This window comes from Streptosporangium sp. NPDC049376 (genome assembly GCF_044466505.1).
Taxonomy (GTDB): Bacteria; Actinomycetota; Actinomycetes; order Streptosporangiales; family Streptosporangiaceae; genus Streptosporangium.
Map to the genome: position 1 here is coordinate 291,103 of NZ_JBITMT010000009.1, position 14,383 is coordinate 305,485.

Annotated in this window: 8 protein-coding genes; 5 read left to right on the top strand and 3 right to left on the bottom strand. The window is 70.0% G+C overall.

Annotated elements, in window-relative coordinates; translation table 11 throughout:
- The first annotated feature begins 52 nt into the window (after nucleotides 1-52).
- Nucleotides 53-4,231, top strand: coding sequence for a SpoIIE family protein phosphatase (locus ACIBVQ_RS24005; protein WP_399180023.1), 4,179 nt, complete (start codon nucleotides 53-55; stop codon nucleotides 4,229-4,231).
- Entirely contained in the window at nucleotides 4,231-4,527 is a 297-nt protein-coding gene (locus ACIBVQ_RS24010) for an STAS domain-containing protein (RefSeq protein ID WP_386188074.1), read from the top strand. Before ACIBVQ_RS24005 ends, ACIBVQ_RS24010 begins: the two co-directional genes overlap by 1 nt.
- A gap of 52 nt (nucleotides 4,528-4,579) precedes the next feature.
- On the opposite strand, the gene ACIBVQ_RS24015 is transcribed toward ACIBVQ_RS24010, so the two are convergent.
- Nucleotides 4,580-5,755, bottom strand: a complete 1,176-nt coding sequence (locus ACIBVQ_RS24015) for a zinc-dependent alcohol dehydrogenase (protein ID WP_362914857.1) — start codon at nucleotides 5,753-5,755, stop codon at nucleotides 4,580-4,582.
- The gene (locus ACIBVQ_RS24020) at nucleotides 5,752-6,294 is read right to left on the bottom strand and encodes an SRPBCC family protein (protein ID WP_352015624.1); all 543 of its coding nucleotides are present in this window, start codon (nucleotides 6,292-6,294) and stop codon (nucleotides 5,752-5,754) included. The genes ACIBVQ_RS24015 and ACIBVQ_RS24020 overlap by 4 nt, the downstream gene beginning before the upstream one ends.
- Nucleotides 6,295-6,795: 501 nt before the next feature.
- On the opposite strand from ACIBVQ_RS24020, the gene ACIBVQ_RS24025 reads away from it, so the two are divergent.
- The 3 genes from ACIBVQ_RS24025 to ACIBVQ_RS24035 all read left to right on the top strand — a co-directional run bounded on the left by ACIBVQ_RS24025 (nucleotide 6,796) and on the right by ACIBVQ_RS24035 (nucleotide 12,937).
- Entirely contained in the window at nucleotides 6,796-8,382 is a 1,587-nt protein-coding gene (locus tag ACIBVQ_RS24025; protein WP_399180026.1) for a flavin monoamine oxidase family protein, read from the top strand.
- A 237-nt stretch (nucleotides 8,383-8,619) separates the two neighbouring features.
- Complete coding sequence (locus ACIBVQ_RS24030) at nucleotides 8,620-11,661, top strand: S8 family serine peptidase (RefSeq protein WP_399180029.1); 3,042 nt, start codon at nucleotides 8,620-8,622, stop codon at nucleotides 11,659-11,661.
- An 880-nt stretch (nucleotides 11,662-12,541) separates the two neighbouring features.
- Nucleotides 12,542-12,937 (top strand): hypothetical protein, encoded by a 396-nt coding sequence (locus ACIBVQ_RS24035; RefSeq protein ID WP_362914852.1) that lies wholly within the window; start codon nucleotides 12,542-12,544, stop codon nucleotides 12,935-12,937.
- A gap of 233 nt (nucleotides 12,938-13,170) precedes the next feature.
- Here the strand turns inward: ACIBVQ_RS24035 and ACIBVQ_RS24040 are convergent, their stop codons facing one another.
- Nucleotides 13,171-14,070, bottom strand: coding sequence for a hypothetical protein (locus tag ACIBVQ_RS24040; RefSeq protein WP_399180031.1), 900 nt, complete (start codon nucleotides 14,068-14,070; stop codon nucleotides 13,171-13,173).
- Nucleotides 14,071-14,383: the final 313 nt, after the last annotated feature.

Genomic DNA, 14,383 nt, shown 5'->3' on the forward strand with positions numbered 1-14,383 from the left:
CCGGGACGAGTGGCGGCTTCGGGATCCGGTCAGGTGGGTGAAAGGGCGTTCGGTGACGCGTTCTGAAGACGCTGGGCGTGAACCGTCGGTGACGGCGGGAGCCGACGTGTTCGCCGTCGACGGCGAGATCGGCGGTGATCTCGCCCTGGTTGACTGGGAGGCGACCCCCCTCGGGTCACCGGCTCGCTGGCCGCAGAGCCTGCGGACGGCGGTGAGCATCCTGCTGTCGTCCCGGTTCCCGATGTGGATGGCCTGGGGGCCGGACCTGACGTTCTTCTGCAACGCCGCCTACCGGCGCGACACGCTGGGCCGCAAGTACCCGTGGGCGCTCGGCCGCCCGGCGAACGAGGTGTGGGCGGAGATCTGGGACGACATCGGCCCCCGGATCGACACCGTGCTGACCACCGGCAGGGCGACCTGGGACGAGGCCCTGCTGCTGTTCCTTGAGCGGTCGGGGTACCCGGAGGAGACCTACCACACCTTCTCCTACAGCCCCCTGCGTGACGACGACGGCCAGGTGGTCGGCATGTTGTGCGTGGTCAGCGAGGACACCGAGCGGGTCGTCGGCGGACGGCGGATGACGACGCTGCGGCACCTGGGCTCCGACCTCAGCGTGGTGCGCACCGAGCAGGAGATGCTCGCCTTCACCGGCAGGCAGCTCGGCCGCAACCTGCGGGACCTTCCCTTCACGCTGACCTACCTGTTCCAGGACGACGGCTCCGCCCGGCTGGCCAACGCGACCGGCGTCGCCCCCGGACATCCCGCCGCCCCGGCGGCCCTGCCCGCCGGGGACACGGACGGAGTGTGGCCCGCCGCGACACTCGCCCAGGGAGAACCGGCGCTCGTGGACCTCGGGAGGGCTCCGTTCACCGCCCTGCCCACCGGGGACTGGCCACAGCCGCCCACGCAGGCACTGGTCCTGCCGCTGCTGCGACAGGGCGGCGGGCCGTACGGGTTCCTGGTGACCGCGCTGAACCGGTACCGGCCGCTGGACGACGGTTACCGTGGATTCGCCGAGCTGGTCGCCGGGCACATCGCGGCGGGGGTCGCCAGCGCCCGCAACTACCAGGCCCAGCAGCGGCGGGCCGAGGAACTGGCCGAGCTCGACCGGGCCAAGACCGCGTTCTTCTCCAACATCAGTCACGAGTTCCGCACCCCGCTCACATTGATCATGGGGCCGCTGGATGAGCTGCGCGGGCAGCTCGCCGAGGCGGATCCCCGGATACGCGAGGAGCTGGAGACCGTCCACCGCAACGGGCTGCGGCTGGGCAAGCTCGTCAACACCCTGCTGGACTTCTCCCGCATCGAGGCCGGCCGCATGCGGGCCCGCTACCGGCCGGTCGACCTGGCCGCCGTCACCTCCGACCTGGCCAGCGTGTTCCGCTCGGCCGTCGAGAAGGCCGGTCTGTCCTTCGACGTCGACTGTCCCCCGCTGGACGATCCGGTCCACATCGACTACGGCCTGTGGGAGAAGGTGATCCTCAACCTGCTCAGCAACGCGCTGAAGTTCACCTTCGACGGCTCCATCCGGGTCCGCGTGCGCGCCTGCGACGGCCACGCCGTGGTCACCGTCGAGGACACCGGCATCGGCGTGCCCGCCGGGGAACTGCCCAGGCTGTTCGAGCGCTTCCACCGCATCGAGAACACCCGGTCCCGCTCCAACGAGGGAAGCGGAATCGGGCTGGCCCTGGTGTGGGAGCTCGTCGGTCTGCACGGCGGCACCATCACCGCCGACAGCGTCGAAGGAGAGGGCACCACCTTCACCGTCCGTCTGCCCTTCGGGCACGCCCACCTGCCCCCCGAGGCGCTGACCCCGGCCACCGGTACGGCCCCGTCCCTCGCCGGGTCCCTCTCCGTGACCTCCGCCGCGGCCGACCCCTACCTGCAGGAGGCGCTGCGCTGGCTGCCCGACGATCCGGCCGCCGAGACGACGGAGGCGGCGGGGGCGGCGGGGGCGGCTCCGGCCTCCGACCCCCCGGCACGGGTGCTGATCGCCGACGACAACGCCGACATGCGCGAGTACCTCGCCCGCATCCTGCGGGGGGCCGGTTACCTGGTCGACGCGGTCGGCGACGGACGGCAGGCCCTGCGGGCCGTCCGCACGACCACTCCCGACCTGGTGGTCAGCGACGTGATGATGCCCCACCTGGACGGCCTGGGGCTGGTCGCGGCGCTCCGGGCCGACTCGCGCACCGCCTCGGTTCCCATCCTGCTGTTGTCCGCCAGGGCCGGGCAGGAGGCCTCCATCGAGGGCCTGCGGGCCGGTGCCGACGACTACCTCGTCAAGCCGTTCACCGCGGCCGAACTGCTGGCACGTGTACGGGCGAGCGTGGAACTGGCCCGGTTGCGCGGCCACCACGCCCGCTGGCGCACCGCGCTGATCGACTCCCTTCGGGAGGCGTTCTTCGTCTGTGACGAGAACGGCGCGGTCATCGAGATCAACGCCTCCTTCGCCGACATCCTCGGCTACGGGGCCGACGGCCTGCCGTACGCGCCCGCCCATCCCTGGTGGCCCGACGCCGAGACCGATCCCGAGGCGCACCGGCAGGTCGCCGAGTCCTTCGCGGACCTGCTCGGCCAGGGCCGGGGCAGCCACACCCTGCCCGTCACCCACCGCGACGGGCACCGGCTGTGGATCAGCGCCACCTTCAACCAGGCCCAGGACCCGGAAACCGGCCGCAGGGTGACCGTCGGCACCTTCCGCGACGTCACCGCGGAGCACTACGCCGTCCAGCGGGAGATCGCCCTGGCGTCGCTGAGCACGTGCCTGTCCCGGGCCACCAGCCTGGACGACGCGCTGCGCGGCGCGCTGACCGAACTGAAGAACCTCTGGCGCGCCCGGTCGGTGCTGGCCGCCGTCTTCGACGGCGACGACGAGCCGGCCCTGACCGCAACCGACGGCTCACCCGTCTGGCGGCTGCTGCCCGAGCGGCGCCGTGACGCCCTCACCGAACTGCGCGGACGGCCTCCGCTCTCCTCGGTGACCGACCGCACCGGGGCCGGCGTCCTCCTGGAGCACCCCGAGGGCCCGCTGGCCCTGTGGATCGACCTGGGTGACCACCGGCCCTTCACCGGTGAGGACCAGCTGCTGCTGTCGTTGCTGGCCGGGCATCTCGCCCAGGGCCTGGTCCGCGCCCACCAGATCGACCAGCAGCGCGAGACCGCCCTCGCCCTGCAGCGCGCCATCCTCGGCCCCTCCAGCCTTCCCGACGGTTTCGCCGTCCGCTACGAACCGGCCACCCCTCCCCTGGAGGTCGGCGGCGACTGGTACGACACGGTCGCCCTGCCAGACGGCCGCATCGGCATCGTGGTCGGCGACTGTGTCGGCCGCGGGCTGGAGGCGGCGGCCGTCATGGGGCAGCTGCGCAGCGCCTGCCGCGCCCTGCTGCTGCAGGACGCCCGGCCGGGCCGGACCCTCATGGCCCTGGACCACTTCGCCGCCGGTCTCCCCGGCGCGAGGTGCACCACTGTCTTCTGCAGCGTCCTGGATCCGCACACCGGGCACCTGACCTACTCCAGCGCCGGGCATCCACCGGCCATCCTCGCCCACCCCGACGGCACCGTCCGCCTCCTGTCCGAGGGCCGCTCCGCCCCGCTGGCCGTCCTCCCCGGCAGGGCACGTCCCGAAGGCGAGTGCGACATCCCCGCGCGCGCCACCCTGCTGCTGTACACCGACGGCCTCGTCGAGCGTCGTCGCCGCCCCCTGACCGCGGGCATCGACCAGGCAGGCGCGGCGGTCCAGGCGGGCCGGAACATCGCCGTCGACGATCTCGCCACCCAGGTCATGACCCGCCTGGCCCCGGAGGGGGGTTACGACGACGACGTCGCCCTGCTGCTGTACCGGCACCCCGCTCCCTTGGACGTGGTCTTCCCCGCTGAGTCGTCCCAGCTCGCACCCATCCGTACGGCCCTGCGTGGCTGGCTCACCCAGTGCAGGCTCTCCCCACCGGTCCTGCAGGGCATCCTGCTCGCCGCCGGTGAGGCGTGCGCCAACGCCATCGAACACGGGCACCGCGACGCCCCCGGCGGCACGATCCGCCTGCGTGCCGAGGCCTCCGTCGACGACCTGCGGCTCACCGTGACCGACAGCGGCCACTGGAAGCCTCCCCGTCCCGAGATCAACGCCCATCGCGGCCGTGGCATGGCCCTGATGCGCGCCATGATGCAGCACGTCACCGTCACCCCGGGTTCCACCGGAACCACCGTCGACATGCACACGAGGATCACCTGATGGCCACACCGCTCACCCTGGTCCCCGATCTCCGCCCGGACGGCGTCGTCCTGCTGACGGCCGTCGGTGAGATCGACATGAGCAACACCGACGTCCTCGCCGCCGCCCTCGAACGCACGACGGGCGCGGTCGTCCTCGACCTGACCTCCGTCGGTTACCTCGACAGCGCCGGCCTGTCGGTCCTGTTCGCCCATGTCGACCGGATCGAACTGATCGCCCCTCCTCTCCTGCTCCCCGTCCTGAACATCTCCGGGTTCACCGACCTGGCCCCCGTCCACGCCTCGCCGGGCGTCTGACCCCCGCCCTCGGGGGGCGGGGTGCTCCGGCGGCGTGGCGCCCAGGGCCCTCTCAGGGCTTGAGGACGACCTTCTCGCAGTCCTCCCGCTTGTTCTTGAAGATGTCGAAGCCGTACGGCGCCTGTTCGAGCGGCAGGGTGTGGGTGATGATCCGGGTCGGGTCGAGCTCGCCCCGTTCGACCAGCCTCAGCAGCGGCTCCATGTACCGCTGCACATGGCACTGCCCGGTGCGCAGGGTGAGCGACCGGTTCATCCACGCCCCCGCGGGGAACTTGTCGACCAGCCCGCCGTACACGCCGATGACCGAGACCACTCCGCCGCTGCGGCACGACAGGATGGCCTGCCGCAGGGCGTGCGGACGGTCGGTCTCGGAACGGACGGCCTGCTTGACGCGGTCGTAGGCGCCGATGTGGGCGCTGCCGTGCGTGGCCTCAAGGCCGACGGCGTCCACGCACTTGTCCGGGCCGCGTCCGCCGGTCAGCTCCAGCAGCCGGGAGCGGACATCGGTCTCCTCGAAGTCGACGGTGGTGTGGCCCGCCTCCTCGGCCATGCGCAGCCGGTACGGTTCCCTGTCGATCGCGATGACCTCGGCCGCGCCGAGCAGTCTCGCGCTGTCCATGGCGAGCTGCCCGACCGGGCCCGCGCCCCACACGGCGACGACGTCGCCGGGCTGGATGTCGCACATCTCGGCGCCCATGTAACCGGTGGGCAGGATGTCGGACAGGAACAGCACCTGCTCGTCGCTCAGCTCCGACTCGATCCGCAGCGGCCCGACGTCGGCGAACGGCACGCGTGCGTACTCCGCCTGCCCTCCGGCGAACCCCCCGGTCAGGTGCGAGTATCCGAAGATCCCGGCGACCGGGTGGCCGAACATCTTCTCCGCGATCCCGGCGTTGGGGTTGCTGTTCTCACAGCACGAGTACAGCCGCGCCGCGCACGCCGCGCAGGCGCCGCAGGCGATCGGGAACGGCACCACGACGCGGTCGCCGACACGCAGCCGCGACGGGTCGACGCCGTTTCCGACCTCGACCACCTCGCCCATGAACTCGTGGCCCATGACGTCGCCGTCCTGCATCGTCGGCACGTACCCGTCGAGAAGGTGCAGGTCGGAACCGCAGATCGCGGTCGAGGTGATCCGGACGATCGCGTCACGGCCGTTGAGGATCGTCGGGTCCGGCACGTCGCGGACCTCGACCTTGTTGCGTCCGGCCCAGGTGTTGGCCCTCATGCCCCCGCCCCCTTCGCGAGTTCCTCCGCCGACAGGGGCCGCGCCGGACGCTGCGGGAACTCCCGGCGGGCGCGTTTGCCCCAGGGCGCCCCGTCGGATCGCATCACCTCACCGGTCTCCAGAACCTGCTTCAGCCTGCGCAGGTCGTCGTCGAGCTGCTGGTGCGGCTCCTCGCCGAAGTATCTGGCGACCGCCTTGCCGAGCGGACCGCCCGGGATGTCGTAGACGAGCAGTACGTACACCTCCGTGCTCACGCCGTCCGGGGCCGGCGCGAACCGGACCCTTCCCGCGTTCGGCACGTCGGCGTCGCCGGTCGAGCGCCAGCCGATCAACTCTCCCGGCACCTCGTCGGTGATCTCGGCGTCCCATCCGACCGTCCGGTCGAACGGGGCGCTCGCCGTCCAGTGACTCGTCCGTTCGCCCGTGACACGTACCTCGTCAAGGTGGCACATGAACGTCGGGAGGTTCTCCAGGTGACGCCAGAACGCGTAAACGTCCCGCGCCGGTTTGCGGATTGTCGTCGTGGCCGTCAATTCCATGGCTCCTCCTCTCCTGACTTCAGGTGCTACCGACCTCAGGGAGAGTTACACCTGTTGAGTGAGGAATAGTCGGATATATCCATATATTTCCGGTGCAGGCGAGCCACGAGGGCGCCACGCGGGGCGAGAGCGGCGGAAGTCCCTGATCGGCGGCCCACCCGGCGAGAGCGGGCGACGACAGGGGCCGTCCCCGGCGAACGGCCATGCCCCGCCCGCCGAGAAAGCGTGCAGAAACCATCAACAACCAATACAGAAACCGTCAATGACATTCCCGTCATAAAACGACAAACTGGCCTCGCACCTCCCCAGAACCTCATGTTTTCCCGAGAGGCGCGTCTGGAGAACAGGCGTCTCGGCCCCGTCGAGCTCAGCGCGTCGACGCCTCCCGGTTCGCGACCCCGGCCAGGTCGCCGCCAAGCGGCTGTGGGCTCTCTCCCGCCCACGCTCCGCCGGGCGGCGCCCCACCGATTCCGACGCACTCATCCCCGTACTGGAGGGCGTATGTACCGTGACCGACTGACACGCCGGGCGTTCGTGAACCTGGTCGGACGCGCCGGTGGCGTGGGAGCCGCGTACGGGACGCTGACGGCGATGGGCCTGCTGGCCGTACCCGAGGCCTACGCCGGACGGCCGGACCTGGCACGACACGGCGGCGGGCGGGGCGTCAAGGTCGCGGTGATCGGCGCCGGCGTCTCCGGCATGGTCGCCGCGCTCGAACTGTCGGCCGCGCAGTACGACGTGCGGGTCTTCGAGGCGCAGGAGCGGGTCGGCGGCCGGATCAGGACCTACCGCGGCGGGGACACCGTCGTCGAGAACGGCTCGGTCCAGCGCGTCGACTGGGACCGCGACCCGGGCCTCTACTTCAACGCGGGGCCCGCCAGGATCCCCCACCACCACGAGGCGCTCCTCGGGTACTGCCGCGACTTCGACGTCCCCCTGCAGGTGTTCGTCAACGACAACCGCGCCGCCTACCTGCACGACGCCGCCGCGTTCGGCGGACGGCCGCAGCGCACCCGCCGGGTGATCACCGACACGCGGGGAGCCGTCGCGGAGTTGGCGGCGCGCGCGCTCAAGCAGGACCTGGACCGTCCCATGTCGGAGGAGGACCTCGCCCGGGTGCGTGACTTCATCCAGGGGTTCGGCGGGCTCGACGGGAACTACCGCTACACCGGGTCGCCTGACGCCGGATACTCCGAGCCGCCGGGGGGACCGGAACCGGGCCAGGTCCTCGAACCCCTCGACCTCGTCGAGATCTCCAAGGGCTCGTCGCTGCGCTGGCGCGCGCTGTTCAGCGAGCAGTATCCGCAGCAGTCGACCGTCGTGGAGCCGACCGGCGGCATGGACGCCGTCGCGCGGGCCTTCTACCAGCGGACCCGGCGGTTCATCACGCTCAACGCGCAGGTGACGAAGCTCAGGCGCGCCGGGTCCGGCGCCCAGGTCACCTGGCGTGACCGCGTCACCGGGCGCGTGCAGGTCTGGGACGCCGACCACGTGATCGTGACGGTCCCCCTCACGGTCGTCAACGCCATCGACAGCGACTTCTCGCCGCCCGTGAAACGGGCCGTCGAGGAGGCGGTCCCCTACTACATCCCGGCCGTCAAGATCGCGTTCCAGGCGGACCGGTGGTGGGAGAAGGACCACCAGATCTACGGCGGCATCTCGTGGAGCAGCCGGGACATCACCCAGATGTGGTACCCCAGCTCGAACCTCCACGCCCGCAAGGGCATCCTCGTCGGCGCCTACATCTGGACACACGACATCGGGAACTCCTTCTCGGCGATGACGCCCGCGCAACGCGCCGCCGCGGCCGTCGCCGACGGCGAACACCTCCACCCCGGTTACCGGAACCTGGTCCGGCGTCCCGTCTCCGTCGCGTGGCCGAACGTGCCCTTCCAGGGAGGTGCCTGGATCGACTGGGGGGACGACCCGGCCACCCGCCGCGACATCTACTCCGTACTGCTGCCGCCGGACGGGCCGTACTGGTTCGCGGGCGAACACATGAGCCACATCAACGGCTGGCAGGAGGGCTCCATCCGCGCGACCCACAACGTGCTCCACGGCATCCAGGCCCGCGTCACGCACGGGTAGCGCAGGCTGTACCCCGTCCCGGCAGCGGGCGGGATCGATCACGGCGTATCCCCGCCGCCATGCTTGCCCCATGACGACCGGCCCACGAGGGCCGCGGCCAGGGACCGCCTGACAGGCGTGTCCTCCCCCACCAGTGCTCCGCGGCCGAGGAAGGTCCCTCCTCGGCCGCGGGAGAGTCATGTGGACCTCCCTGAGGAGGTCCGGTGTCCCGAACTCCGGCGGACGCTAGGAGAACACATGTCCCATGCCCTACGACGTACTTCCTTATCCCGGGCACTCGTCGGCGTGCTCGCCCTGCTGTGCCTGCTCCTCCCCCAGAACGTGGCGAACGCCAAGCCGTACGAGCCCGGCAAGATCACGGCGAAGGCCCGCGCGAGCCTGAAGGACGGCAAGGCCGCCCTCTGGGTCCGGCTGAAGGGTGAGGCCGACCTCAGCCCCGCGTCCAGAGCCACGACGAAGGCCGCGAAGGGCAAGGCGGTCTACGACGCCAAGACCGCCTACGCCGACCGGTCCCAGGCCGGGATCCGCGCGCTGCTGACCAGGCGGAACGCCGAGTTCACGCCGTTCTGGATCGTCAACGCGGTGAAGGTGACCGCCGACGAGAAGCTGGCCGAGGAGATCGCCGCCCTGCCCGAGGTGACCGCCGTCGAGCCGGTGGCCAAGATCGAGATTCCGAAGGAGCCCGGACCGAAGCCGGACAAGGCTCGTTCGAAGGCGGCGGCCGGGGTCGAGTGGAACATCGACATGGTGAAGGCCCCGCAGGTGTGGAACGACCTGCACAACCGGGGCGAGGGCATCGTCATCGGTGTCATCGACAGCGGGATGGACTTCACGCACCCGGCGCTGATCGGGTCCTACCGCGGCACACGGGCCGACGGGTCCGTTGACCACAACTACAACTGGTTCGACGCCTACGGGGCGTGCCCCTCCGCCGCTCCGTGTGACAAGGACGGGCACGGCACACACGTGACCGGCATCGCGGCCGGTGCCGAAGGGATCGGAGTCGCGCCGGGCGCCAGGTGGATCGGCTCCAACGCCTGCGACCACGGCTGCACGACCGCGGGGTTGGCGGCGGCCGGTCAGTGGATGATCAAGCCCACCGACCTGAACGGTCAGAACCCTCGTGAAGATCTCGCCCCCGACGTCGTCAACAGCTCATGGGGCTGGCTTGAGGGGGGAGCCGACTTCAGATCCGTCGTCACCTCCTGGATCGCCGCCGGAATCTTTCCGATCTTCGCCAACGGCAACGAGGGGACGATGCGGCCGTGCGACACGAGTCGCAGGCCCGGTAAGTATGTCGAGAGCTACAGCGTGGGCAATCTCAACTCCGCCGGAGACGTCACCAGCACCTCCAGCCGAGGGCCGGGCGAGAACGGGGACATGAAGCCTGACATCTCCGCCCCCGGACAACAGGTACGCTCTTCGATGCCCGGGGGAGGTTACGCCCTCATGGACGGAACCTCTCAGGCGGCCCCGCATGTGGCCGGAGCGGTGGCGCTCGTCCTGTCCGCCGCGCCCTCCCTGCGGGGAAACGTCAGCGCCATCCGTGCGCTGCTCGACGACACCGCCGTCGACATCCCCGACACGAGCTGCGGCGGGACAGCCGACGACAACAACGTCGCCGGTGAGGGCGCCATGGACGCCCACGCCGCCGTGCTGGCCGCGCCGGACGACCCGCTCGGCGACCTGCACGGCACCGTCACGGCGAACGGTCAGCCCGTGCCCCACGCCGACGTGAGGGTCACCGGCCCACTCGGCCGTACGGCGGCCGGCGGCCAGGACGGCGTCTACTCCCTGCCGCGTCTGTCTCCCGGTTCCTACCAGGTCACCGTCTCCAAGTTCGGCTACCAGGACTTCACCGGGACGGCGACCGTCACGGACGGCCAGACGACGACCTTCGACGCCACGCTGACCATGAAGCCGAAGGGCGTCGTCTCGGGGACGGTCACCGTGGCGGGCTCCCCGCTGAAGGACGCCACGGTCGCCGTACCCGGCACGACGGTCACGGCGGTTACCGACGCCACGGGTCACTACCAGATGGAATTGCCGTACGGTTCCCACCTGCTGCGGATCAGCGCCTCGCTCTGCGAGACACCCACTGACGAGCAGATCACCGTGGCCGGGACCCTGACCAAGAACATCGGCCTGCAACCGCGCGGTGACACCTTCGGCTACACCTGCAAGGTCGGCACCGAGCCGTACGTGGCGGGCACCCAGGCTCTCGCGCTGGCCGACTTCACACCCAAGCGGGTGGCCCTGCCGTTCCCCGTGCCCTTCTACGGCACGTCGCGAAGCGAGGCGTGGGTCACCTCCGACGGCTTCGCGAGCTTCATCGAGACCCTGTCCACCGGCGACGCACACACGACGCTGCCGGACAGTTTCACACCCAATCTGGGGGTTTATCCGTTCTGGAGTGAGGACCTGAGAATCGAGAACGGCTCCGACGTCTACACCACCACGGTCGGCACCGCCCCTCACCGATCCTTCGTGATCGAATGGCGGGACGTCTCCGTCGTGGCGCTGGGTCCAAGGATCTCCTTCTCCGCCCTCCTCGGTGAGGACGGCACGATCAGCTACCGCTACAAGGACCTGGACGGCTTGGTCGAGCGGGGCCTGAGAGCCACGGTCGGCATCGAGAACGCCGACGGCACCGACGCGCTGCTCTACTCCTACAACACGGCCTCCCTCACCGACGGGCAGAGCCTGACGTTCGTCGCCGCCGACCACGGCGTGGTGCGCGGTACGGTCACCGACGCCAACGACGGTCAGCCGGTGGCCGGGGCGACGGTGACCTTCCCCTACGTCGCCACGTTCACCACCGGCCAGGACGGCGCCTTCTCCGGTCAGATCCGGGCCGGGAACCACACCGCGCAGGTCTCCGGGGAGAACTACGGCACGACCACCCGGCAGGTGACCGTCGTCGCGGGCGACAGCACCACCATGGACACCGAGCTGATCACCGGAAAGGTCGTCGCCGCCCCCACCCAGGTGAGCCTGACCGCCCCGCCCGGCACCACCAGGACCGCGACGGTCACCCTCACCAACCAGGGCTGGCCGACCCCCTACGACGTCACCGCCGAATCCGCCCAGTCCGGCTGGCTGAGCGTCTCGCCCCTGACGGGCGGACTCCTCAAGAACCAGTCGGCGACCCTGACCGTCACCGTCTCGACCGCCGGTCTCGCCCCCGGCGACACGCGGGAGGGGGAACTCGTCATCCACTCGACCAGCGCGCGCCAGCCGGTCGTCAAGGTCCCGGTGACCCTGACGGTGCCCGAGTAACCGGGTCGCCCGGGATTCCCGGTCGTGCGAAGCTCGTCTCCCCAGTCATCCAGATAACCGGGAACCAGGGCTTCCTCCCGAAACAGCCGTCATGGAGATGACGGTGAACACCGCGGGCCTTGAGTTGTCCCGATCGATCGCCAGGTGGCTCCTCTCCGTGATGAGGAGCCACCTGAATCCTGTTCCGCATGGATACGGTCGCCGGCAGCCCTAGGGTGCGATCTCATGAGACGAAGCACGTGGACCATGTGGACGAGGTCGGCGCTCGTGCTGGTGCCGGCCGTCCTTGTGGCCGCCTTGAAGTCGCCGGTGGCCACCGGTTCGTCCTTGAGGCGTACGACTCCCACGACTGGGACGGGGACTGGCGCTGCGCCTGACCCCGATCGATCGGGCCGGAACCGTCCGCCGCCGGACCGGGTGTGGTCACGATGCTTGGATGCGCGCCCTCGCCGGCCGGTGGGTGAGGTGCTCTCAGGGTCGCGCCGATGAGCCTCCGGATGACGAGCGTCCTGGCCGGTGATTCTTTGGCGGCCGAACTTGTCACGCGTGATGTCTCCTTTGGCTCGTTCGGCGGCGCCGCGGGGAACTTTCGTCGCCATGCCCGGCCGGGACGAGCGGCAGGGGCCGAGGTCCGACCGTGATTTTGGGCTGAGGCGTCTGCACCCGTGGTCGGTCCATCCGCATCTCGACTGAATTGCACCCGGGGCGCCGTAGCACCTCTGGCCTGCGCTGATGCAGGGAAAGGGGGGGCTTACTCTGGCGCTATAGAGACTTGGAGTGATGGATCGCTACTTTCGGTGACGTCCAGCCCGAGGGGATGACAAATCTGGACGGTCCCTCTTGGGCATTCGTTTCCTCTACGCGATCGGGAGACTTTCGCATGCGCAAGATCACCGCTGTGACGTTGGTCGGCCTCGTGGCCGGTGCTGTCGGTTTCGGCGGCGCCGCTGTCGCCTACGCGGGGCTCGGCGGCGCTCAGGGTCCGGGCGTCCGCGCCGCCGCGGTCGTCAAGGCCGACGGCAGCGTGGTCCGCTCGAAGGGCATCACCGGCGTCCGCAAGCTCGCCACCGGCCGGTACTGCATCGAGTTGGACGCCGACTACAACGCCGCGCGTAGCGTTCCGGTCGCCACCAAGCAGTGGAGCGCCCCATGGAACTCCAGCGTGTTCGTCGAGTCCGACACGACCGCCTGCGGCAGCGCCGAACGGTACGTCCTGGTTTCCGGCGGTAACAACGGGGCCGCTGCCGACCTGGCCTTTCACGTGATCGTGCCCTGATCCGGCAGAGCCCGACCCAACGGCCCGGCGCGCGGTGTTTGGCGTGCCGGGCTGTTGGGTCGTCAATGAAAAAGCGTGTGTTCTGTGTGAGCGCGCCGCTGGAGGCGTGAGTCTTCCGGCGTACAGGACGGGCCGGACCGAGCGAGGAGCCCATCCAAGGCATTACGGAAATTTCCTGAAACAAGCGGCAGACGATCCCCCCGGGGCCGCACCCGGAGGGGATCGTTCGGCGTTCAGAGGGTGCAGTTCTTCTGGGTGTCGGTGCGGACTCTCCTGCCGGTGAACTCCTCCAGGATCGCGATGTTCGCCGGGGAGTAGTTGGTCGCGGTGATCCGGTCGGCGTCGGCGCTGCCCAGCTTGCCGGTGTACGGCGCCGACTTCTCCAGCCAGTAGGCCGTGCGCAGGAACTGCGTCAGGACCAGCTCACGCAGCTTCGGCTCGTTCTTGATCCTCGTCCAGTAGTCGGGGTGCCTGCTCTTGGCCACCCGGAGGTAGAGCAGCAGGTAGCGCAGGTTGGTCGCGGCGATGTCGCGGGCGTTGCTGGCGCCGATGCCCCTGATGTACTCCTGGAGGACCGTCACCGCGGGCAGGCCCGTCAGTCCGGCGTTCAGCTCGGCCAGCACGCCCTGGAGGTGATACTCCCCCTGCGTCCGGTCACGCAGGTAGATGCCGTCCATGGAGTCGCTGAGCCGGTCCTGGATCAGCGGCAGGATCTCCTTGCGGGGGAACCCGTCGTACAACGGCACGACCGTGTCCTGCCTGGAGGCGTTGATCCAGGCCGCGGTGTGCACGTTCCACCTGGTCCGTGCCGGGTCGAGGTCCCACATGTGGGTCTCCTCGTGGATCGCCACCATCATCGACTCGGCGAAGGCCTCGAAGCTGCTCGTCTGGACGAACTGGGTCCAGTACTTGTCCCTGGCCTGGGCGACGGCCAGCGCCTGGCCGCTCGGCCACCGCCTGCCGTACACCGCCTGGAGCGTCTGCATCCAGTTGGACGAGGTGAACCTCGCCCTGAGGTCGCTCACGTCCGCGGTCGGCTGTGAGGGTTCCTCGTAACAGTAGGGGGCGGCAGTGACGGTGGCGGAGGCGGTGGTGGTCACCGCCAGCGGGGGAAGCGCGAGAAGCGCGGTCACGAGAGACAGAATGCGTTTTCGACTCACCGGGCCCTCATTCCTGAGTGGACGCGCCGCCGGGCAGGCAGGGCACGGACGGCCGCCGCTCTTTCGTCGTCACGGTGGATCGTATGAACCCCGTTTTCTCAGGGAAAATCCCATTTCGGGATAACATCATCGAGTGCCCACCCGGCCCTGACCGCCGTCCGCGCAGGTCAGAACCGGTGTTCAGGGAAGGTCGGTGAAGCGCTCGATCTGTTTGGTCTTGCCGGAGACGATGATGACGTCGCCGTAGGCCAGCACGGTCTCGGCGGTGGCGTAGGTGAACTCCTCC

Excerpts from the sequence above, each read along its gene's own strand:
- ACIBVQ_RS24015 (WP_362914857.1), bottom strand. The coding sequence starts at position 5,755 with ATGAGGGCCAACACCTGGGCCGGACGCAACAAGGTCGAGGTCCGCGAC.
- ACIBVQ_RS24025 (WP_399180026.1), top strand. The coding sequence starts at position 6,796 with ATGTACCGTGACCGACTGACACGCCGGGCGTTCGTGAACCTGGTCGGA.
- ACIBVQ_RS24010 (WP_386188074.1), top strand. The coding sequence starts at position 4,231 with ATGGCCACACCGCTCACCCTGGTCCCCGATCTCCGCCCGGACGGCGTC.
- ACIBVQ_RS24020 (WP_352015624.1), bottom strand. The coding sequence starts at position 6,294 with ATGGAATTGACGGCCACGACGACAATCCGCAAACCGGCGCGGGACGTT.
- ACIBVQ_RS24030 (WP_399180029.1), top strand. The coding sequence starts at position 8,620 with ATGTCCCATGCCCTACGACGTACTTCCTTATCCCGGGCACTCGTCGGC.
- ACIBVQ_RS24035 (WP_362914852.1), top strand. The coding sequence starts at position 12,542 with ATGCGCAAGATCACCGCTGTGACGTTGGTCGGCCTCGTGGCCGGTGCT.